18 protein-coding genes and 1 pseudogene are annotated in these 20,410 nt (G+C 58.3%); 17 read left to right on the top strand and 2 right to left on the bottom strand.

What is annotated here, in order from left to right; translation table 11 throughout:
* From thrC to PHW69_05770, 17 genes and pseudogenes are all read left to right on the top strand, one after another.
* Window positions 1–937: threonine synthase (gene thrC / locus PHW69_05850; protein ID MDD4004712.1), on the top strand; the 937-nt coding region annotated here is incomplete at its 5' end.
* Between the two features lie 34 nt (window positions 938–971).
* Window positions 972–2,978 carry a M13 family metallopeptidase gene (locus PHW69_05845; GenBank protein MDD4004711.1) on the top strand — a complete coding sequence of 669 codons (2,007 nt, stop codon included), beginning with the start codon at window positions 972–974 and terminating at the stop codon, window positions 2,976–2,978.
* A 135-nt stretch (window positions 2,979–3,113) separates the two neighbouring features.
* Window positions 3,114–4,433, top strand: a complete 1,320-nt coding sequence (locus PHW69_05840) for a sodium:alanine symporter family protein (protein ID MDD4004710.1) — start codon at window positions 3,114–3,116, stop codon at window positions 4,431–4,433.
* Window positions 4,434–4,558: 125 nt separating this feature from the next.
* Window positions 4,559–6,010, top strand: a complete 1,452-nt coding sequence (locus PHW69_05835) for a pyridoxal-phosphate dependent enzyme (GenBank protein ID MDD4004709.1) — start codon at window positions 4,559–4,561, stop codon at window positions 6,008–6,010.
* Window positions 6,011–6,416: 406 nt separating this feature from the next.
* Window positions 6,417–6,740 carry a thioredoxin gene (gene trxA, locus PHW69_05830; protein MDD4004708.1) on the top strand — a complete coding sequence of 108 codons (324 nt, stop codon included), beginning with the start codon at window positions 6,417–6,419 and terminating at the stop codon, window positions 6,738–6,740.
* Window positions 6,741–6,916: 176 nt separating this feature from the next.
* Complete coding sequence (polA, locus tag PHW69_05825) at window positions 6,917–9,469, top strand: DNA polymerase I (GenBank protein MDD4004707.1); 2,553 nt, start codon at window positions 6,917–6,919, stop codon at window positions 9,467–9,469.
* Window positions 9,466–10,266, top strand: coding sequence for a rhomboid family intramembrane serine protease (locus PHW69_05820; protein MDD4004706.1), 801 nt, complete (start codon window positions 9,466–9,468; stop codon window positions 10,264–10,266). The genes polA and PHW69_05820 overlap by 4 nt, the downstream gene beginning before the upstream one ends.
* A complete protein-coding gene (gene coaE / locus PHW69_05815) occupies window positions 10,263–10,901 on the top strand; it encodes a dephospho-CoA kinase (protein ID MDD4004705.1) in 639 nt (212 codons plus the stop codon). Before PHW69_05820 ends, coaE begins: the two co-directional genes overlap by 4 nt.
* A gap of 243 nt (window positions 10,902–11,144) precedes the next feature.
* Window positions 11,145–12,410 carry a transcription termination factor Rho gene (rho, locus tag PHW69_05810; GenBank protein MDD4004704.1) on the top strand — a complete coding sequence of 422 codons (1,266 nt, stop codon included), beginning with the start codon at window positions 11,145–11,147 and terminating at the stop codon, window positions 12,408–12,410.
* Window positions 12,411–12,939: 529 nt separating this feature from the next.
* Window positions 12,940–13,140: pseudogene (rpmE, locus tag PHW69_05805) on the top strand (50S ribosomal protein L31).
* Window positions 13,141–13,379: 239 nt separating this feature from the next.
* On the top strand, window positions 13,380–14,438 hold the full coding sequence (gene prfA / locus PHW69_05800) for a peptide chain release factor 1 (GenBank protein MDD4004703.1): 1,059 nt from the start codon (window positions 13,380–13,382) through the stop codon (window positions 14,436–14,438).
* Window positions 14,438–15,295 carry a peptide chain release factor N(5)-glutamine methyltransferase gene (gene prmC, locus PHW69_05795; GenBank protein MDD4004702.1) on the top strand — a complete coding sequence of 286 codons (858 nt, stop codon included), beginning with the start codon at window positions 14,438–14,440 and terminating at the stop codon, window positions 15,293–15,295. The genes prfA and prmC overlap by 1 nt, the downstream gene beginning before the upstream one ends.
* 58 nt (window positions 15,296–15,353) lie before the next feature.
* Window positions 15,354–16,298, top strand: a complete 945-nt coding sequence (locus PHW69_05790; GenBank protein ID MDD4004701.1) for a UDP-N-acetylglucosamine 1-carboxyvinyltransferase — start codon at window positions 15,354–15,356, stop codon at window positions 16,296–16,298.
* Window positions 16,289–16,606, top strand: coding sequence for a hypothetical protein (locus tag PHW69_05785; GenBank protein MDD4004700.1), 318 nt, complete (start codon window positions 16,289–16,291; stop codon window positions 16,604–16,606). The genes PHW69_05790 and PHW69_05785 overlap by 10 nt, the downstream gene beginning before the upstream one ends.
* Window positions 16,603–17,106, top strand: coding sequence for a GAF domain-containing protein (locus PHW69_05780; protein ID MDD4004699.1), 504 nt, complete (start codon window positions 16,603–16,605; stop codon window positions 17,104–17,106). The genes PHW69_05785 and PHW69_05780 overlap by 4 nt, the downstream gene beginning before the upstream one ends.
* Before the next feature lie 5 nt (window positions 17,107–17,111).
* Entirely contained in the window at window positions 17,112–17,915 is an 804-nt protein-coding gene (locus PHW69_05775; GenBank protein ID MDD4004698.1) for a HAMP domain-containing sensor histidine kinase, read from the top strand.
* A gap of 28 nt (window positions 17,916–17,943) precedes the next feature.
* On the top strand, window positions 17,944–19,242 hold the full coding sequence (locus PHW69_05770; GenBank protein ID MDD4004697.1) for a Mur ligase family protein: 1,299 nt from the start codon (window positions 17,944–17,946) through the stop codon (window positions 19,240–19,242).
* On the opposite strand, the gene PHW69_05765 is transcribed toward PHW69_05770, so the two are convergent.
* Window positions 19,239–20,000, bottom strand: a complete 762-nt coding sequence (locus PHW69_05765; GenBank protein MDD4004696.1) for a class I SAM-dependent methyltransferase — start codon at window positions 19,998–20,000, stop codon at window positions 19,239–19,241. The genes PHW69_05770 and PHW69_05765 overlap by 4 nt on opposite strands.
* A gap of 69 nt (window positions 20,001–20,069) precedes the next feature.
* The coding region (locus tag PHW69_05760; GenBank protein ID MDD4004695.1) for a hypothetical protein at window positions 20,070–20,410 on the bottom strand (341 nt) is incomplete at its 5' end.

The raw sequence follows: 20,410 nt of genomic DNA, 5'->3' as shown, positions 1-20,410 counted from the left end.
GGATGACGGGCGCAACCCCTCATGTTCTTTCAAGGACCGGGCGGGCTGCGTTGTGGCGGCCGTGGCTGCGGAGCGGGGGGAGAAAGTCATCTGCGGTGCGTCTACCGGCAACGCCGCGTCTTCTATGGCGTGCATGACGGCGAGCTTGCCGGTGCGCACGATCATTTTCGTGCCGCAGACCGCGCCGAAAGCCAAAATCGCGCAGCTGCTGGTGTTTGGAGCCGAGGTTATCACGGTGAAAGGCACCTATGACGATGCGTTCGATCTGTGCGTGCAGGCCTCCCGGTATTACGGCTGGTACAACCGCAACACGGGATACAACCCGTTCACGCGCGAGGGCAAGAAGACCTGCTCGTTCGAGATATGCGAACAGCTAGGCTGGAAGGTGCCGGACAAGGTGTTCGTGTCGGTTGGCGACGCCAATATCATAAGCGGTCTGTGGAAAGGGTTTACCGACCTGACGAAGCTGGGCCTGACCGGCGCCCTGCCGCAGCTGGTGGGCGTGCAGGCGCAGGGAAGCAATGCTGTCACGCGCGCGTTTGAGGGTGACGGGAAGATTCTGGCCGTTTCCGGCGACACCGTGGCCGACAGCATTTCCGTATCCATGCCGCGCGACGGCTGTGCCGGGCTGCGCGCGCTAAAGGAAACCGGCGGGTTCCCGATTGTGGTGAGCGATTCTGAAATTCTTTCCGCGATACCGGAACTGGCTCGCGAAGCGAGCGTGTTCGCGGAGCCTGCGGGCGCGGCGGCCTATGCGGGCCTTAAAAAAGCGCACGAGAAAAAAATGCTGGAAGAGGGAGAAACAGTTGTCATTGTTGTTACCGGCAACGGGCTAAAGGATATTGCTTCGGCGATGAAAACGGTCGGCGAGCCGTATCTTATCGAGCCCGATATGGAAAGCCTCAAAAAACTCGTGTCGGAAAAGTTAATGAAGTAGGTTTGCATTCTTTCGGACCGGAAAAGGAGCTGCGATGAAAAAACTTGGCATACGAATATCGGCGTTACTGCTGCTGTCCGCCACGGCGGCAATGGCGGGCGGGATTGATACGGCGGCTATGGACAGGACCGCCGACCCCTGCACGGACTTCTACCAGTACAGCTGCGGGAGCTGGCTGAAGAACAATCCTATTCCCGCGGACCGCGCGAGCTGGGGCCGGTTCGACGAGCTTAACGAACGCAATCTCAGTATACTGAAAGGTATACTGGAAAAAGCGTCCGCCGACGATCCGGGGCGGGACGCCACGGACCAGAAAATCGGCGATTTTTACGCTTCGTGCATGGATGAAAACGGCATCGAGTCCGCCAGCGTCCTACCGCTGAAACCGGAGCTGGACGCCATAGCGGCGCTGAAAAACGGCGGTGAGATTTCCGGCGCGCTCGCGCGGCTGCACCGGCTCGGCGTGAAGGTTTTGTTCAATTTTTCCTCGTCGCCCGATTACGAGAACGCCAAGATGACGATCGGCGAATTTGATCAGGGCGGGCTCGGCCTGCCGGAAAAGGATTATTATCTGAAGCAGGATCCCAAATCCGTCGAACTGCGTGACAGATACGTCCTGCATATGACGCGGATGTTCGGGCTGATCGGGTACGGCACGGAGCGGTCTTCCGTCGCCGCGCGCACGGTACTGGCGTTTGAAACGGAACTGGCCCGGGCGTCGCAGGGGATGGTGGAGCGGCGCGACCCCAAAAACATCTATCACCGCACGACGCCCGAACAGCTCGCCGAGCTTGCGCCCGGGGTGGATTGGGCTGCGTTTCTGACCGCGCTTGGCGCGCCGGAAATGCGGGAGTTCAACCTGGTCTCGCCGGATTTTTTCAAGCGGCTGGGCGAACTTACGAAAAGCGAACCGCTCGACACCTGGAAGATTTACCTGACATGGCATTACCTCAGCGCCGACGCGGATCTTCTGCCGGCGGCCTTTGTGGATGAGAACTTCGATTTTTACGGCAAGGCTCTCACCGGCGCAAAGGAATTGCGTCCCCGCTGGAAACGCTGCACTATGATGACCGACCGCCTGCTCGGGGAAGCGTTGGGCCGCAGGTATGTGGAAACCGCTTTCGGGGCGGGCGGCAAGGCCCGTGTGCTGGAAATGGTGGCCAATATCGAAAAAGCGCTGGAGCAGGATATTGAAAAGCTTGACTGGATGACTCCCGAAACCCGCAAGCAGGCTTTGATAAAGCTCAAGGGCATAACCAACAAAATGGGTTATCCGGACCAGTGGCGCGATTATTCTCCGGTGGCTGTAGCGCGCGACGATCTTGCCGGCAACGTCACCCGGGCCGACTGGTTTGAATACAGCCGCGATATCGCCAAAATAGGCAAGCCGGTGGATAAATCCGAATGGCACATGACTCCGCCCACGGTGAACGCTTACTACAGTGCGCAGATGAACAATATCAACTTTCCGGCCGGCATACTGCAGCCGCCGTTTTTCGGGCAGAACAAGCCGGACGCGGTGAATCTGGGCGGGATAGGCGTTGTCATCGGGCATGAGCTGACGCATGGGTTCGACGACCACGGCCGCCAGTATGACGCGGACGGCAACCTGCGCGACTGGTGGACCAGGCGGGATGTCGAAGAATTCAACAAGCGTACGGTCTGTCTGGAAAACGAGTATTCGCAGTTTGTCGCAATTGACGACGTGAAGCTCAACGGCAAACTTACGCTCGGCGAAAACACCGCCGACGCCGGCGGCCTACGGCTTGCGTATATGGCGCTTGAAAGCCTGCTGGAGGCAAAACCTGTTTCTACCGTTGACGGATTTACCCAGCAACAGAGTTTCTTTATCAGTTTCGGGCAGATCTGGTGCCGCAACGCCACGCCCGAGAAACTTCGTATGCAGGCGCTTACGGATCCGCATTCGGTGGCGCGCTACCGGGTGAACGGTTCGGTTGTTAACATGCCGGAATTTGCGAAAGCGTTTTCCTGTCAGGCCGGCTCGCCCATGGTGAGTCCGAACCCGTGCAGGGTGTGGTAGTTTTTAGGCTGCATGAGAATACCGGGCGCCGCAATGCGGTGTCCGGTATTTTTTTATAAAACCAGCAATGCTGGCGCCTGAGTAAACGCTGATGGACAATTCCGGGGCCGCAAGTCCCGGGAGGAGCCGGATATCATGGAAGCGTTTTTGGATAAAATAAGCTCGCTGGTGTGGGGCGTGCCGCTTATCGCGCTGCTTTTCGGAACTCATGTGTTTCTTACGTTCCGGCTGGGTTTCATACAGAAACATGTATTAAAGGCCATAAAGATTTCTGTCAGCAGGGAAAAAGAAGGCGAGGGCGACATAAGCCATTTCGCCTCGCTGATGACCGCGCTGGCCGCGACCATCGGCACGGGCAATATTGTCGGCGTGGCCACGGCGGTGGCGGCGGGCGGGCCGGGCGCGGTGCTGTGGATGTGGCTTACCGGCGTGTTCGGCATGGCCACAAAGTACGGCGAGGCGCTGCTTTCCGTAAAATACCGCGTTACGGACGAAAAGGGTTCGGTGTCCGGCGGGCCGATGTATGTGCTGGAGCGCGGCCTCAACGCGAAATGGGCGGGTATGCTGTTCGCGGCGTTTACCGCGGTGGCGGCGTTCGGGATAGGGAATATGGTGCAGTCGAACTCGATCGCGTCGCTGGCGAAGGAAACTTTCGGGATCAGCCCGGTGTTAAGCGGGCTGGTGCTGGCCGCGCTGACCGCGCTGGTTATCCTGGGCGGCATAAAATCCATTGCCGTGACGTGCGAAAAACTTGTGCCGTTCATGGCTGTTTTTTATATAGCGGGCTGTCTGTTTATCCTGTGGGTCAACCGCGCGGCGCTGCCTGACACGGTAATGCTGATCTGGAACAGCGCGTTCACCGGTACCGCCGCGCTGGGCGGTTTTATCGGAGCGGGCATGAAAGAGGCGATGCGCTACGGTATTGCGCGGGGCCTGTTTTCCAATGAATCCGGTCTTGGCAGCGCGCCGATCGTGGCGGCCGCGGCGCAGACGAAAAACGCGGTGCGGCAGGCGCTGGTATCGTCTTCCGGCACATTCTGGGACACTGTTGTGATTTGTCTGATAACGGGGCTTGTGGTGGTAAGCTCCGGCGACTGGCAGTCGGGGCTCACGGGCGCGGCGCTTACCAAATCCGCATTTTCGCATATTCCGCATATCGGTTCGCTGATCCTTAATATCGGGCTTCTTACTTTCGTGTATTCCACGATACTCGGCTGGGAATATTACGGCGAAAAAGCGGTCGAGTACCTGTTCGGGCGCAAGGCCGCCATGCCGTACCGGATACTGTGGGTGGCGGCGGTGCTGGTGGGTGCGGCGGTGTCGCTGCCGTCGGTCTGGGCGTTCGCCGATATCGCCAACGCCTGCATGGCGGTGCCGAATATAGTTTCGCTGCTGCTGCTGTCGAATGTGATTGCGGCGGAAAGCAAAGCGTATTTTTCTGCGCCGCGCGGGTGACCGCCCTGTCCGGGCGTGTGTGGCGCAAAGCCGTTTAATTTTGTATTTTATGGGTAATCGGCGCTGACCGGGCAGTTCCGTCGCCGAACGGATTTTTTTCTATTCCACACAAGAGGTCTGCTAAAATGCCAAAGCTGAAAATCAATCACAAGATTGTCGAGAACACCGTAAAACGGTGCCGTGAGCAGAATATCACCATTCCTACCTTCAAACAGATGCGCAATCCCGACACGATCCCCGCCGGAATCAAGGCGCGCGTGAAAAAAGCCGGTTTGTGGGACTTTGATCCGGTAAACCTGTACCGCATCACCTGGAAAAACGACCGCAAAACCGGGCTGTTCGGAGATGTCAATTATCTGGAGATCCCGCGCGAGCTGACCGGTGTAAAGGCCCGCGTGATCGGTCTGGTGGGCAAATATTTCCCTACGGGCGCGCATAAAGTGGGCGCGGCGTTCGGCTGTCTGGTGCCGCGGCTGGTTTCGGGCGAGTTTGACCCCACGACGCAGAAAGCGGTCTGGCCGTCCACCGGCAACTACTGCCGGGGCGGCGCGTTTGACAGCGTGCTGCTTGCCTGTCATGCCGTCGCCATCCTGCCTGAAGGCATGAGCCGCGAGCGGTTCGAGTGGCTTAAAACCACCGGCGCGGAAATTATAGCCACGCCCGGCACGGAGTCCAACGTCAAAGAGATTTACGACGAATGCTGGGACATCCGCAAAAACCGGCCCGACTGCGTGATTTTCAACCAGTTTGACGAGATGGGAAATCCCACTTGGCATTATAACGTAACCGGCCCCGCGATCGAGGAAGTATTTAACAAGGTCAAAGGAAAGAAAAGCCGGCTCGCCGGATATTGTTCCGCAACCGGTTCGGCGGGCACGATAGCCGCCGGCGATTACCTGAAAAAACAGCATCCGGACATGAAAATTCTCGCTTCCGAGGCGCTGCAGTGCCCCACGATTTACATGAACGGGTTCGGAGAACACCGTATCGAGGGCATCGGCGACAAGCATATTCCGTGGGTGCATAACGTGCGCAACACCGACATGGTGTCGGCGATTGACGACGAAAACTGCATGCGCATCATCCGCCTTTTCAACGAACCCGCCGGCAAAAAGACTCTGATTGAGCGGTTCGGCGTCGCGGAGTCTGTGGTGAACGAACTGCATCATATCGGGATATCGGGCGCGTCCAATCTGCTGTCGGCGATCAAGATGGCCAAGTATTACGAGCTGGATGAAAATGACGTTGTGATCACTATTTTCACCGACTCCATGGAACTTTACCATTCCCGGATCAATGAGCTTAACAAGGAATACGGAAAATACAACGCCACTCAGGCCGCGGTTGATATGGAACGCTATCTGCTCGGCGTGAAAGCCGACTATACCAAGGAGCTTAGTTACTACGACCGCAAAGCCGTTCATAACCTGAAATATTTCACCTGGGTGGAACAGCAGGGCAAGGATTCCGCCGAACTGCGCCGCCAGTGGGATCCTGAGTACTGGGAAGAAATGTTTGGTCAGGCCGACGAGTGGGACAAGCTGATCGCGGAGTTTAACCGCAAGATCGGCAGATAGCCGGGTTTGGCGTTTTTGAAACAGCCCCGGAAACGGGGCTGTTTTTTTTCCGCTCACAAAACCCCGGTGCCGGTCAGCATGGCATAATGATTGCCGGCACTGCATGGTTCAAGCAGGGGGGGATGGAGTGTGTGAATCTGCGTAAGCAGGGCAAACGAAGTGCGGACCAGAAGAAACTCCCCGGCATAACCCGGGGGAGCTTCATCACAAACGCGCTTGACAGTGCGGCAGTGAGTGTGATATCTTTTAGTATAAAGTTGAAGTGCGGCGGTTGCGCTGGATTGCGTGCGCCGGCCGGGTTCCAGAAATTCCGTAGGAAAATTAATCATAAATAATCAGTCGCTTTCAAAAACCGGCAGTATGATACATCGGGATTCTTGAGGTGTATACTTAGGGAGAAGAGTTTATGAGCGAAATAATCCTTACCGACGCAAACTTCAAGGCCGAGGTGCTTGAAAGCGCGATTCCCGTAATGGTGGATTTCTGGGCTCCGTGGTGCGGGCCCTGCCGGATGCTGGCTCCGATAGTGGAGGAGCTGGCCGCCGAGTATGAGGGCCGAATCAAGGTATGCAAGCTCAATACCGACGAGGGTCAGGAGACCTCGGTGACCTTTAAGATAGCGGCGATCCCCACGATCAAATTCTTTAAAGGCGGGCAGGAAATCCACAGCGCTGTGGGCGTGCAGCCCAAACCCGAACTGAAAAAAGTGCTTGACGGGCTGCTTGCCTGACAATGGCCGCCTGCGCCGGTGTTTGCCGTTTCAATGCCTGTGGAGCTGTTCAGTGGCGTGGCGTTTCCGGCTTTGAAGATCACTTCCAATGGTGAGTTGTTTTCTATGTGCGATTGCCCGGATAGCTGTCAAATACAAATCCGCCGCGCGGTTCTGATTTTCATCACAAACAATAAATGTCAGCCGAAAAAACTTTTTACGCCGTAGACGCGCATGGTTTTCTGCATCGCGCCTATCATGCGCTGCCCGGTTTTACCACCTCGCGGGGTCTTGAGGTGGGCGCGGTGTTCGGGTTCGCCCGGTTTCTTGTCAGGCTGGTCAAGGACATCCGGCCGGATTATCTGGCGGTTTGTTTCGATTCGCCCGCCCGGACTTTCCGGCACGAGATGTATTCCGCTTATAAAGCCAACCGCGTGAAAACCGACGAAGCGCTTGTGAAACAGCTTGTTTTCGCGCGCGAAATAACGGCCGGGCTGGGGCTTAAAGTGCTGGCGTGTGACGGGCTGGAGGCGGACGATTATATGGCGTGGATCGCCCGCAACGCGCGCGCGGCGGGCGCGCGGGCTGTGCTGGTGACTACGGACAAGGATATCTGCCAGCTTGTCAGCGACGGAATAAGCGTCTGGACAGGCGGCAAAGAGCCGTTGCGCGGGGCCGAGTATGTGCGGGAGAAATTCGGCGTCGCGCCAGGCCAGATGGCGGATTACCTCGCGATAGTGGGCGATTCTTCCGACAATGTGCCCGGCGTGCGGGGAGCGGGTCCCAAAACCGCCGCCGCGCTTATCGCGGAGTTCGGCACGCTTGACAGCATTCTGGCCGCCGCGCAGGCCGGCGACACCCGCATAAAGCCTAAAATCGCGCAGAGCCTGCTCGACAACCGCGAAACGGCTCTGCTGTCGCGCAGGCTGGTGGAACTGAACGCTCCCGTTCCCGATTCCTTTGTCATTTCCGAATTCGCGCCCGCCGAGCCGGCGGCCGAGACGCTGTTCGAACTGTTTAAAAAATACGAGTTCAGGGATCTGGCTGCACTGGCCAGAGCGTCTTCGCCGCAGGCGCTGTTGCCTGTTTCTTCGCGCGAGCAGGAAATATTCGCACTGGCCGCGCGGGCAGGCGAAGTGCTTTTGTTCACGGATTCCGAAAATATTCTTTTCGGCGTTACGGGCGAAAAATTCTGTGTTTTGCCGCGCGCCGGCCTGACCGCCGCGCAGAAGGGCGCGTTGTTTCCGGTCATCAGCAATAATGCGGTTCTTAAAATAGGGTGGGACATTAAATCCGCCCTGCACGCCTGCGGGTTCTGTCCGGCGGGGGGCGAAATCGTGCATTGTTTTGACCTGATGCTTGCCGCGTATTGTCTCAATCCGTCGGCTCCGCATCTGGATTTCGACAGCCTTGCGGTGGAAAATCTTGGCCTGATGCTTCCGCAGGCCGGCGGTGCGGGGAAACTCGCGGTCATGGCGGGCCACGCTTTCGAACTGTGTTCGGAGTTTTCCGCCCGGCTGGAAAAAGAGGGGCTGTGGGACCTGTTTGTGAAAACGGAAATTCCGCTGGTTTCCGTGCTGTGCCGCATGGAAGCGGCGGGAATTAAAGTGGATACCGGTATTCTGGAGCGGGCCGGGCAGGCGCTTTCCGCCGTCGCCGCGCAGTCCGAAGCTGCAATTCAGGCCGTGAGCGGACATCCCGTCAATATCAATTCGCCGAAACAGCTGGCGGAGTTTCTTTTCGGCGAGCTGGGTATCAATCCCGGCCATAAAACGAAAACCGGGTTTTCCACCGACGAGGAAGTGCTTTCGCGGCTGGCCGGCGAATATCCCGTGGCGGCGGAAATAATCAAATACCGGGAGGCGGCGAAACTCAAGTCGGTTTATGTTGACGGGCTGCTTGAGGCCGCCGACGCCGCAGGGCGGGTACATACGTTTTTCGATCAGGCCGGCACCGCCACCGGGCGGCTGTCCAGTTCGCGGCCCAATTTGCAGAACATTCCCGTCCGCTCCGAACAGGGGCGGCTGATCCGCAGCGCTTTTGCGGCGGACGACGGGAAAGTTTTTATCGCGGCGGATTATTCGCAGATTGATTTGCGGGTTCTCGCGCACGAAAGCGGCGATCCCGCTTTATGCGCGGCGTTCGAATCGGGCGGCGATATCCATACCCAGACGGCGAGTGAAATGTTTGGCGTGATGCCCGGCATGGTGGACCCCGAAATGCGGCGTCGTGCCAAAGCGATAAATTTCGGCATAGTGTATGGCCAGGGCGCGGCGGGCCTGGCGAAAGGGCTGGACATACCGGTGCGGCAGGCGCGCGAGTTCATAGAGCATTATTTCGGTGTTTATGCGGCGCTGCGGGAATGGATTGACGAAACCATCCGGTCCGCCGAGGAAACCTGCGCCGTGCGTACGCTGTCGGGCAGGTTGAGGCGGTTCCCGGAAATCCGCTCGGGCGGTATTTCCGCCGCCGCCGCGCAGCGGGCGGCGGTCAATACGGTCATTCAGGGCGGCTCGGCCGACGTGATAAAAAGCGCGATGCTGGGGATTTACCCGCTGCTGGGCCGGTTCGGCGCGGAAATGCTTCTCCAGATTCATGACGAACTGCTTTTCGAACTGCCGGCTGAAAAAGCCGGCTCGTTCATTCCGGTTCTGCGCGACATGATGGAACATGCCGTAAAATTGCGCGTGCCGCTGGCCGTTACGGTCAAACGCGGAGTCAACTGGCAGGATATGGAGGCTGTGAAATGATGCCGGGCGCGCCGCGCCGGTTTCTGTTTGCCATACGGGCCGGTTTTATGGGTCTGCCGCGCGCGACGCGGCGGCTTGTGGCGGTTTGTCTGGGCGGGTATCTGCTGTCGTTTGCGTTTGGTCCGGTTCTTTATTTTTATTTCGGGCTGGTGCCTGTCCTGCTGGTGAAACGGCTGTGGGTGTGGCAGCCGGTGACTTATATGTTCATGCACGGCTCGTTGCTGCATCTGTCGCTTAACGTGTTCATGCTGTGGATGCTGGGGCGGCTGGTCGAGCCGGCAATGGGCGCAAAAAATTTCCTGACGTTCTTTTTTGCTACGGGTCTTGGCGCGGCGCTTTTTAACGTGCTGCTCACTCCTCATTCGGCGGTTCCCATAGTGGGCGCGTCGGGCGCGATTTACGGATTGCTGCTGGCGTTCGCGATGCTGTACCCGGAGGAAACCGTTTACCTTTATTTTCTGATTCCGGTCCGGGCCAGGTATCTCGCGGTGGTGCTGGGTATCGTGGAGTTTGCGGCGAGTTTCGCGTCGGGCTATACGGGCATAGCCAATCTGGCTCATCTGGGCGGACTGCTGACGGGATACCTGTATCTTAAATTTTTTCCTCTGGCGGGAAACACCCGGCGGCATTCGAATCTGTTTTACAGCGGCTGGGACCATACCGGCGGGCCGGCTCCGCGCGGCCGGCAGGAACAGCTGAACGAACTGCTTGATAAAATACGCGCGGGCGGGCTTGACTCGCTGTCGAAAGAGGAACTTCGGCGGCTTGATGAATTTTCCGGGCGGGCGCGCCGATGAGCGCGCGCAGGCCGCGAGCCGGCGGTGTTTTTCCGGCCGGTAAAATCATGGTCGGGCTGACCGGCACTCCGGCCAGCGGCAAAAGCGCGGTGGCTGCGCGGCTGGCGCAGCTTGGTGCGCTGGCAATCTGCGCCGACACGCTGGCGAAAGAGGAACTGGCGCGGGGCGGCGCTGGCTGGCGGTATGTGGAGAGGAATTATCCGTGCGCTGTCGGGCCGGACGGCGATATCAGCCGCACGCGGCTGGCCGATTTGATTTTCAAGGATCCGGCTGCCCGGCGCGGGCTGGAGGCGGCGGTTCATCCGGCGGTTATCGGGCGGGCGAAAGACATAGCCGGGCGCGCTTCGGAAAAGATGGTGGTGTTTGACGCACCGCTGCTGTTTGAAAGCGGGATGACGAAGGACTGGTTTGACGCTGTGGTTTCGGTTTCCGCCGGCGCGGAAATCCGGTTGGCGCGGGCGCTCGCCCGCGGCTGGAGCGAGGAAGAATTTGAAAGAAGGTCCGCCGCGCAGCTGAGCGGCGAGGAAAAAAATTCGCTGTCGGATTTTGTTGTCGTTAACACGGGCACCTTGACGGAGCTGTACGCCCTTGTGGACGGTATTTACAAAGAGCTGAGCGAAACAGGCAGGAACTAAAAATCAGGAGCAAATACAGGTATGCAAAACCGAAACCCCAATGGAAACGGGAATGGAAACGGCAACGGAAACCGCCCGTATCATCGCAGAACTTACAACAACCATGACAGACGGCCGTATCATCACAAACCGCACATTCCCCAATCCGGCAACGGCACGGGCTTGGCGCCGGTTCCCGGGCAGAATAATAATACTACTGGCCAGACTCCGGTCACGACCGCGGTGCCTTTGCCGGCCGGCGCGGTGACGAAGCGGACGGACGTATCGGAGCTTTCCAAAATGACCGTGGTTGATTTGGTGAAAAAGGCGCGCGAGCTCAATCTGGAAAGCATTTCCGGCCTGCGCAAGCAGGAACTGATCAGCCGGATTATCGAGATCGAAGCCAAGGACGACGGCACCGTATACGGCGGCGGCGTTCTTGAAATCCTGCCTGACGGGTTCGGGTTCCTGCGCTCGCCCAGCAACAACTATCTGGCCGGGCCGGACGATATTTATGTTTCTCCTTCGCAGATCAAGCGGTTTTTTCTGCGCAAGGGCGACACGCTTGACGGCGTAATCCGCCCGCCCAAGGACGGCGAGCGGTATTACGCGATGCTTCAGGTGCAGAAGGTCAACGGGATTGACGCGCTTGAGACCAAATACCGGCCGCTGTTTGACAACCTTACGCCGCTGCATCCCAATTCGCGCTACCTTCTGGAAACGGACAAAGGGGAACTCTGCACCCGGATAATAGACCTTATCTGCCCGATCGGCAAAGGCCAGCGCGCGCTGGTGGTTGCCGCTCCGAAAACCGGCAAAACGATGATTCTGCAGAAACTGGCCAACGCCGTCAAGACCAACAATAAGGAAGTGGTGCTGATGGTGCTGCTCATTGACGAGCGGCCGGAAGAGGTGACCGACATGCGCCGTTCGGTGGACGGGGAGGTGATCGCTTCCACGTTTGATGAGCCTGCGGACCGCCATGTGCAGGTTTCCGAAATGGTTTTGGAAAAGGCCAAGCGGATGGTCGAGATGAAGAAGGATGTGGTTATCCTGCTTGATTCGATCACCCGGCTCGCGCGCGCGTACAACACGATCGCGCCGTCGAGCGGGCGCGTTCTTTCGGGCGGGCTGGAAGCCACGTCGCTGCAGCGTCCCAAGCGCTTTTTCGGCGCGGCGCGCAATGTGGAGGAAGGCGGTTCGCTCACCATTATCGCCACCGCGCTTGTGGAAACCGGCAGCCGCATGGACGAAGTGATTTTCGAGGAATTCAAGGGCACCGGCAATTCCGAGGTATATCTGGAGCGGAAACTGTCGGACCGCAGAATCTTCCCCGCCATAGACCTTAACCGCACCTCCACCCGGAAAGAGGAGCTCCTGCTTAACGAGGACGAGCTTAACAAGGTATGGATCCTGCGCAAGGTGCTGGCTCCGCTTAATCCCGTGGACGCGATGGAGCTGCTGATTCAGAAAGTGAAGGTAACCAAGTCCAACAAGGACTTTCTGAAATCAATGGAAATGTCCATGTAATCCAACTCGTGTCACGAACGGGCGCCCGCCCGGCCAGATCGCCGGCGGGCGTTCGTTTTTTTGTGCTGGATCTGACGGCCGGTTTATGCGGCCGATTTTTCAAGAACGCAATAGTTACGCGTAATATACAGATTGCCTGTTTGAAAAATTTCACCTAGTATGTTCCGGTACGGGGGATTATATTTCCTGGACAAATATGCTAAAATATGGGGAAGATTGAGGGATCTGGAAATTTTGTTGCAGTGTGCTTATGACAACTTGTCTGGTTTTTTGGGGCTATGCGTAAGAGCATAGTGCGCTTCCTCGATGTTCCGGAGGCATACACCAACCAAAAGCGAAGCCGTTTTCTTCTACACCTGTTGTGGGTGGTGAGGGCAGGCGGCGGTTGCTTTGGGTTATTGGTGTAGCTCAAGGGGCCGCCGCCTAGTGTAAACGTCGAGCTTGCGCGGCGTTTTTTTTATTTATGGAACGGCGCCGCGCCGATGTGGTATAATAAAGCATAGCTTTGCAATACCAGCGAGGTAGTTAAATGAAAAAGGATATACATCCGACTTACACGGTAGCAAAAGTGACCTGCGCCTGCGGCGCGGAATTTGTCACCCGGTCAACACAGGGCGATATCAAACTGGATATCTGCTCGGAGTGTCACCCCTTTTACACAGGCAAGCAGAAGATGCTTGATATCGCGGGCCGCGTCGAAAAGTTTAACAAGCGGTTTGCCGGCACCGAAGGCGCGCCGGTGAAGCGCGCGCCGAAGAAGCTGGCCACTGCCGTGCATCAGGTTTCCACGGTCACTTCGACCACCGTCCGCAAGGACGCGGAAGCTGCCAAGAAACTGGCTGAAACGGCCGCCAAGAAAAAAGGCAGAAAACCAGCCGCCAACTAGCGCGAGTGTTTTGAAAAACAGACCCCTTGAACCAAGGGGTCTGTTTTTGCATTTATGCATGAATGGCGGGTGCGGAGAAAGACATGGATTTGTCGAAATTTTTTAACGAGTATGCGGAACTGGAAACCAGGCTGGCGCAGGGCGGCTTGACGCCGGACGACATCAACCGGTTTTCAAAGCGGCATTCACAGCTGAGGCCGGTGGCGGAAAAAGCGAAGCAGTACCAGTCGCTGTGCGATGAGCTGGGAGAGGCCCGGGCAATGGCTGCGGACAAGGATCCCGAAATGGCCGCGCTCGCCAGAGAGGATATCGTCCGGCTTGAGGAACGGCTGCCTGTAGTGGAAAAAGAACTGCGGCTGCTGCTGGTGCCGCCGGACCCGAAGGACGAAAAGAACATTTATATGGAAATCCGGCCCGGCGCGGGCGGTGAGGAATCGGCTTTGTTCGCCGCCGAACTGGTGCGGGTATACACCCGGTTCGCGCAGGCCAGAGGCTGGGAGGCGGAAGTGCTTGAGTATGCGGACACCGGGCTGAAAGGCTGCAAATACGCATCGCTTTACATAAAAGGAAAAAACGCTTTTTCATGGCTGCGCAGCGAAGGCGGGGTGCACCGGGTGCAGCGGGTGCCGGCTACGGAGGCTTCGGGCAGGATCCACACCTCCACGGTAACAGTGGCGGTGCTGGCGGAAGCGGAGGAAACGGCCGCCGTGGATATCAAGCCTGCGGATATCAGAATGGATACCTGCCGCGCCGGCGGCGCTGGCGGGCAGAATGTCAACAAGGTGGAAACCGCGGTGCGGATCACCCATCTGCCTACTGGCATTGTGGTGCAGTGCCGGCAGGAGCGCAGCCAGTTGCAGAACCGGGAACGGGCGATGAAGATGCTGGTTGCCAAACTGTCGGAAATGGCGGAGAGCGCGGCGAGCGCGTCCCTTACCGACGCGCGGCGCGTGCAGGTGGGCACGGGCGACCGGTCGGAGAAAATCCGCACCTATAATTTTCCCCAGTCGCGGGTGACGGACCACCGGCTGGAACAGTCGTGGTTCAATATAGCAGCCATTATGGAGGGCGAAATCGAGCCGATTCTGCAGGCCTGCCGCGAGGCCCGCACCGCGGAGCGGCTGGCCAGGGCGGAGGTGTAATGGGGATTTTCATTTCCGGCATGTACCGGACGGCCGGAGAACTGCTTAAGCAGGCGCAGAAAACGCTTGAAACGGCCCGCGTGGGCGAGCCTCTTGAAAACGCCGAACTGCTGCTGGCTTATGCGCTGGGAAAATCGCGGCTGACCTTGCGCGCATTTCCGGATTTTCCGGTAGGGGAGAATCAACGGCTCGATTTTTCCGCCCTGCTCGAGCGCAAGGCGGCGGGCGAACCGCTGGCGTATATAACAGGCCGGGCCGCTTTTCTGGAATATGAATTTATCGTGAGCCCGGCGGTGCTTGTGCCGCGTCCGGAAACGGAGCAGCTGGCCCGGTTTGCGCTTGACTGGCTCAATGGCCGAGCCGGCGCCTGCGACGTTCTTGACCTTGGCGCCGGTTCGGGCTGTATCGCCTGCGCGCTGGCGCTCAGGGCGAAAGCGCGCGTTACCGCGAGCGACATTTCGCCAGACGCGCTGGCGGTCGCAAAAACTAACGCGGAGGCGCTTGGCGCCGCGGTCAGGTTTGTCCGGAGCGACCTGTTTGCCGGGATAACCGGAAAGTTTGACCTGATAGTGTCCAATCCTCCCTACATACCTTCGGAGGAATTAGCCGGCCTTGCGCCGGAAGTGCGCCGGGAACCCGCCTGCGCGCTTGACGGCGGGCCCGACGGGCTGGAGTTGCTGCGCCGGATAATAGGGGAAGCTCCGGCACACCTCAATCCCGGAGGTGTGCTTATGCTTGAAACCGGGTCGGGCCAGCGCGCCGCGATAAAAACAATGTTTTCGGCCGGAGTCTGGCGCGGGCTTGAGTTTCTTGATGATTTCAGCGGGTTTGACCGGTATTTTATCGCCCGAGTGTGACTAAATTCCTGAACCAGCACATTGACATTCTGTAGTATAATTGTAAGAGAGACGCAAAATGTATAAATATGTTATAGAAGGTGGATTGCCTCTTGAAGGCGAGATCGCGGTTTCCGGCGCAAAAAACGCCGCGCTTCCTATTTTATTCGCGACACTGCTGACCGACGAGGAGTGCATACTCCGGCGCGTGCCGGATCTGCGCGATATTAAAACCACTTTCAAGCTGCTGGAATGTCTGGGCAAAACGGTCATCTGTTCGCGCGGCACGGCGGTTATCCGGCGCGCCCGCAAACCGTCGCCGACCGCGCCTTATGATCTGGTGAAGCAGATGCGCGCGTCGGTTCTGGTAGCCGGGCCGCTGCTTGCGCGGTTCGGACACGCGAGCGTGCCTTTGCCGGGCGGCTGCGCGATCGGCCTGCGGCCGGTGGATATTCACCTTAAAGGGTTCGGCTGCCTGGGCGCTGACGTAACTACCGCCGGCGGCAATATGGTGCTGAGCGGAAAAAAACTTTCCGGCTGCCATTTCAGGCTGGGTTTTCCGAGCGTGGGCGCGACCCAGAATCTGGCGATGTGCGCGACACTGGTGCCCGGCGCGACCGTGCTTGATAACGCCGCGCTTGAGCCGGAAAACGATGATCTTTACGATTTTTTGCGTTCGATGGGCGCGCAGATCGTGCGCAAGGGCGGCCGGATTTTTATTAACGGGGTTAAGCGGCTGCACGGAGCGAGCCACACGATAGTGCCGGACCGTATAGAGGCGGGCACATACCTCATAGCGGGCGCGGCGACCCGGGGCCGGGTCACCGTGAAAAACTGCGTGCCGGAACATGTGCGCGCGGTGCTGGACCGGCTTGTGAAAGCCGGCGCGGAAATCAGCGAAACCGAAACTTCCGTCACGGTTAATATGAAAGGCCGCGCGCTCCGCGCGGTTGACATGGAACGCAGCCGTACCCCGGTTTCCCGACAGATCTGCAGGCGCCGTGGATGGCGTGCATGGCGGTAGCGGCCGGGCGCGCGAAGATAGAGGAATCCATTTTTGAAAACCGGTTCATGCACGCGCCGGAACTGGCGCGCATGGGCGCGCTTATAGCGGTGAGCGGAAATGCCGCGCTGGTGGACGGCGCGCCGGGACTTTCCGGCGCGAGCGTAATGTCGTCCGATCTGCGCGGAGGAGCGGCTTTATGCGTGGCCGCGCTGGCGGCTAAAGGCCGGTCGGAAATTCTGCGCGTGTACCATATTGAACGCGGGTATGAACGCATAAATAAAAAACTGGGCGCGCTGGGCGCGCATATCAGGCGGGTACAGGAATGAGAGAACGCGCTGAAATACTCGCAGAGATAACCGGCGGCATCCGCCAGGCGCTGGCGGCTCACGAGCCCGAACGCGTGTGGGACGCGTTTTTAAAGGGTATCTGTCCGGCGATGAAATGCGCCGCCGGCAGTTATTTCGCGGCGGATGACGAGCGGAAGAAACTGACGCTTTTATTTGTGTATGGCCCGCACGCGCCGGAAATAAAGAATATGATGATGTCGTATGAGGGCGTGGTGGGCTGGGTGGCGGAAAAAAGGCAGGCGATGCTGGTGAACGACGCCGCGAAGGATGCCCGGTTTTTCAAAGCGGTTGACGACGCTACCGGGTTCAAAACCACCCATATTCTGTGCGTGCCCGTCATTTACGCGGGCAGACTGCTGGGCGTTGTGGAACTGATGAATCCCGCGAAGGGAATATTTACGGAAGATGATCTGGACACCGTCAATTATATCTGCGCCGGTGTGGCCCGTGTGGTGGCTGTTCAGGAACAGGAAAGGTGACAAGTATGCTTGAATTCAAGGAAAGAATCAGCGAAGAAACGGCGTTTTCCGCCGCGCAGGAAACTTCGGACGGTATCAGCCAGAAACTGCTCAATAACATTTCGCATCCGGGTTCGGACTGCGCCGACGCCAAAACCCGCTCTTTTGACACGGAACGGATGTTTTTTCATGACATTCTGAACATGGCGGGGATAGTGGACGGTTTTTCCGGGCTTATTGATGACGCCGAAACTCTTGAGGAAGCCAGAACTTACGCGGCCTCGGCGCAGCGCGCTTCCAAAATACTTGTCGAAACCATCCGGCATTACCGCCTTATGCGGGACGCGGAAACCGGAGTTCTGCGCGTGAGAACGGCGCCGGTCAATGTTTCTGCTCTGGCGGAGGAGCTGTCGCGGATAATCGCCGCGATAAATAAAGGCGGCAATAAAAATCTAAATTTCGAGTGTCCCGCCGGGCTTGTGATGGAAACCGATTCGGTGCTGCTGGGCCGGGTTCTCGTGAATATGCTTATCAACGCGTTTGAAGCGACGGTGGAAGGCGGGGAAGTCCGGTTCACGGTGCAGCCGGTGGCCGGGCTGGTAGTGTTTACCGTGTCCAACTCCATTACCATTCCCGATGAAATGCGCGAACATCTTTTTCATCCGGATAATTCCACCCGGGGCTACGGGCATGGACTGGGCCTGTACAGCGTTAAACTGCTTGGCGAGAAATATCTGGGCGGCAAGATTTCCTGTTCGTCCCTTCCGGGCGCGGGAACGGTGTTTACCGCGGAATTTCCCGTGCGCGCGTTTTTCAATTCCTGCGCCTGAATTCAGCCGTCAGGCCCGACTCCCCGCTATGAATTTCTCAGCCGCCTGCGCCGAAGTGATGAACCGGCAGGCTGTCCGGACGTGCCACTCTTTTGAAAGCGTAAGGGCTGCGCTTGAGCGGCTGGGAAATCCCCAGAACAGATTAAAATATATTCACATTACCGGCACGAACGGCAAAGGCAGCGTGGCGCATCTGTGCGCCCTGGCGCTGGCTCGGGCCGGCATTAAAACCGGGCTTTTTGTGTCGCCGCATCTGGCTGACGTATGCGAGCGGATTTCGATCAACGGGCTGAATGTCTCCGAACCGGAGTTTGCCGGTTGCGTCGGGCGGGTTGTGGCTGTTGAAGCGGGGAAACTCACTTTTTTTGAATTGCTTGCCTGCGCGGCGTTTCTGCATTTCGCGGAGAACAGCTGTGGTTTTGTGGTGCTGGAAGCGGGGATCGGGGGCCGGCTGGACGTTACGAATATTATCGGGCAGTCGGCGATTTCCGTCATTACTTCCGTCGGGCTGGACCATACAGAGCTGCTGGGCGGCACCGTGGAAGCGATCGCGGCGGAAAAGGCGGGGATAATAAAATCCGGCGGAGTTTGCGTCTGCGGCGCAATGGAGCCGTCCGCGCTGGCTGTGATTGAGGCGGAGGCGGTAAAAAATAATGCCCGGCTGATTTACGCGCCGCAGGCATTCGCGTTCCGGTTCGCCGGGTTCGACTGGGAGAAGGGCGAAACCCTGCTTCACGGGCCCGACGGTTCAACCCGCGCGATCGCCGCGCTGGGCCGGCATTACGCCGCCAACGCCGCCACGGTGTTTGCCGTTTTGGCGGAGCTGCGCGGCATGGTGCCCGGACTGACTCCTGAACTGGCGTACGAGTCGTTTCTGCGCTTTAGCTGCCCGGCCCGGTTTCAGGTGATCAGAAATGAAATAAAACCCGGTTCTGCCGGTGTCGTGATTGTGGACGGCGCGCATAATCCGCAGGCCGCCGCCGCATTCGCCGACACTTTCCGGCGGTCGCCCTATTGCGGGAACCAGGATCGGGTTCTTGTGATCGCGGTCATGCGCGACAAGAATTACCGGGCGGTGCTGGCGGAGCTGGCGCCTTTGTATAAGCGTTTTATAGCCACCAGGACCAGTTCGGAGCGGGCGTTGCCCGCGGACGAGCTGGCGGCGGCGATACAAGCGTGCAATCCGGCGGCGGATGTTGTTGTTGAGCCGGACGCAAAAACCGCACTGCGGCTTGGTCTTGGCAGCGCGGTGTGCGCTGTGGCGGGTTCGTTTTATCTTGCGGGTTCCGCGCTGAGCTGTTTTAACCGCCGACTGAAAGCCTGTTAATTTTCAGGCTGGCGTCTGCGGAATAAACCGGCAAACCGGTCGCCTTTTGAGAGGCGTGTCGAAAGATGCCTGAAAAAGAAATACCCCACAGCCGAGATGAGTTTCTGTTTGCGTCCGAATTTTCCGCGCGAGACGGAATTGTTCGCCATGTTGGTCAAATTGCATAAATCCCGGTAAAGCGGCGAATAGAACGGAAATCCGGCGTAAAATACCCGCACCGGCTCGTAACCGGCACCTGCCAGAAAAGTTTCCACTTCTCCTTTTTTGAAATTGCGCAGGTGTCCGACGTTGACTTCAAAAGGGCGCATTTTCCCGGTCGGAAATGAAAGCAGAAGATATTTTTCGCTCGCGTTCGCCATGCGGGCCAGCAGCGCCCGCCAGTCGCGCACATGCTCCAGCACCTCGAAACAGGTTATCAGATCATAGCGGGAATCAAGCGAATCGCTGTTTTTATCGAGCGTGAATTCCAGCCGGCCGGGCTTGGCATGGCGGCGGGCGCAGGAAATGGCGGTGGCTGAAAAGTCCGCGCCGGTTACCTTGGCCCGCGTCAGATGCTGCGCGAGCAGCAGGGTATTGGTGCCTTCTCCGCAGCCCAGATCAAGCGCGGTTTTAACGGATTGCCTGTCAGGAACCAGTTCCAGCAGGTCCGTTATCAGCGCGCGCAGGTAGCGGCTGGCAGGCCCGTAACTTTTCATGTCAACCCACTGGTGCCAGTTTTCGTCGTAGAGCGCGGTTTCGGTTTGTGTGCTCGGCGGCATGGAAGGTTTCCTGTTTGAAAAAAGAGGGCCGGGTTTTCAAGCCGGCCCTCCGTAAGCGGGGCGGCACGGTTAAAACCGTTCCCACAGGCTGGTTGCCAGTTCCAGCGCCCGGGCGGCGGTTTCTTCCTCGTCAATGTCAATTTTCAGTTTCTTGTGCTCCATCAGCACCCGGCCGGAGGCGATCGTGGTGTCCACAAAGCTCTGGCTCAGGCCGAAGCACAGGTGTCCCAGAAAAGTGTTTTCGTTAAACGGCGTGGGCGGCCAGTAATCCATGAGGATGATATCGGCGGCGTAGCCCCTGGCCAGTTCGCCAAGCGGTGTGTCGGTCCAGATCCGGTTTGCGATTCTGGCGTTGTTAAACGGCAGAGTGGACAGCGTTTCCATGAACCCGCAGGTCGGGTTCTCATTGT

This window comes from Elusimicrobiaceae bacterium, assembly GCA_028700325.1.
Lineage (GTDB): Bacteria > Elusimicrobiota > Elusimicrobia > Elusimicrobiales > Elusimicrobiaceae > JAQVSV01.
Note: the sequence above shows the minus strand (reverse complement) of the source record. Positions and strands in the feature narration are given on the sequence as shown.

Bases quoted from the DNA above. Each gene is read 5' to 3' on its own strand.
- PHW69_05845 (MDD4004711.1), top strand. From the start codon at position 972: ATGAAAAAACTTGGCATACGAATATCGGCGTTACTGCTGCTGTCCGCC.
- PHW69_05840 (MDD4004710.1), top strand. From the start codon at position 3,114: ATGGAAGCGTTTTTGGATAAAATAAGCTCGCTGGTGTGGGGCGTGCCG.
- PHW69_05835 (MDD4004709.1), top strand. From the start codon at position 4,559: ATGCCAAAGCTGAAAATCAATCACAAGATTGTCGAGAACACCGTAAAA.
- trxA (MDD4004708.1), top strand. From the start codon at position 6,417: ATGAGCGAAATAATCCTTACCGACGCAAACTTCAAGGCCGAGGTGCTT.
- polA (MDD4004707.1), top strand. From the start codon at position 6,917: ATGTCAGCCGAAAAAACTTTTTACGCCGTAGACGCGCATGGTTTTCTG.
- PHW69_05820 (MDD4004706.1), top strand. From the start codon at position 9,466: ATGATGCCGGGCGCGCCGCGCCGGTTTCTGTTTGCCATACGGGCCGGT.
- coaE (MDD4004705.1), top strand. From the start codon at position 10,263: ATGAGCGCGCGCAGGCCGCGAGCCGGCGGTGTTTTTCCGGCCGGTAAA.
- prfA (MDD4004703.1), top strand. From the start codon at position 13,380: ATGGATTTGTCGAAATTTTTTAACGAGTATGCGGAACTGGAAACCAGG.
- prmC (MDD4004702.1), top strand. From the start codon at position 14,438: ATGGGGATTTTCATTTCCGGCATGTACCGGACGGCCGGAGAACTGCTT.
- PHW69_05790 (MDD4004701.1), top strand. From the start codon at position 15,354: ATGTATAAATATGTTATAGAAGGTGGATTGCCTCTTGAAGGCGAGATC.
- PHW69_05785 (MDD4004700.1), top strand. From the start codon at position 16,289: ATGGCGGTAGCGGCCGGGCGCGCGAAGATAGAGGAATCCATTTTTGAA.
- PHW69_05780 (MDD4004699.1), top strand. From the start codon at position 16,603: ATGAGAGAACGCGCTGAAATACTCGCAGAGATAACCGGCGGCATCCGC.
- PHW69_05775 (MDD4004698.1), top strand. From the start codon at position 17,112: ATGCTTGAATTCAAGGAAAGAATCAGCGAAGAAACGGCGTTTTCCGCC.
- PHW69_05770 (MDD4004697.1), top strand. From the start codon at position 17,944: ATGAATTTCTCAGCCGCCTGCGCCGAAGTGATGAACCGGCAGGCTGTC.
- PHW69_05765 (MDD4004696.1), bottom strand. From the start codon at position 20,000: ATGCCGCCGAGCACACAAACCGAAACCGCGCTCTACGACGAAAACTGG.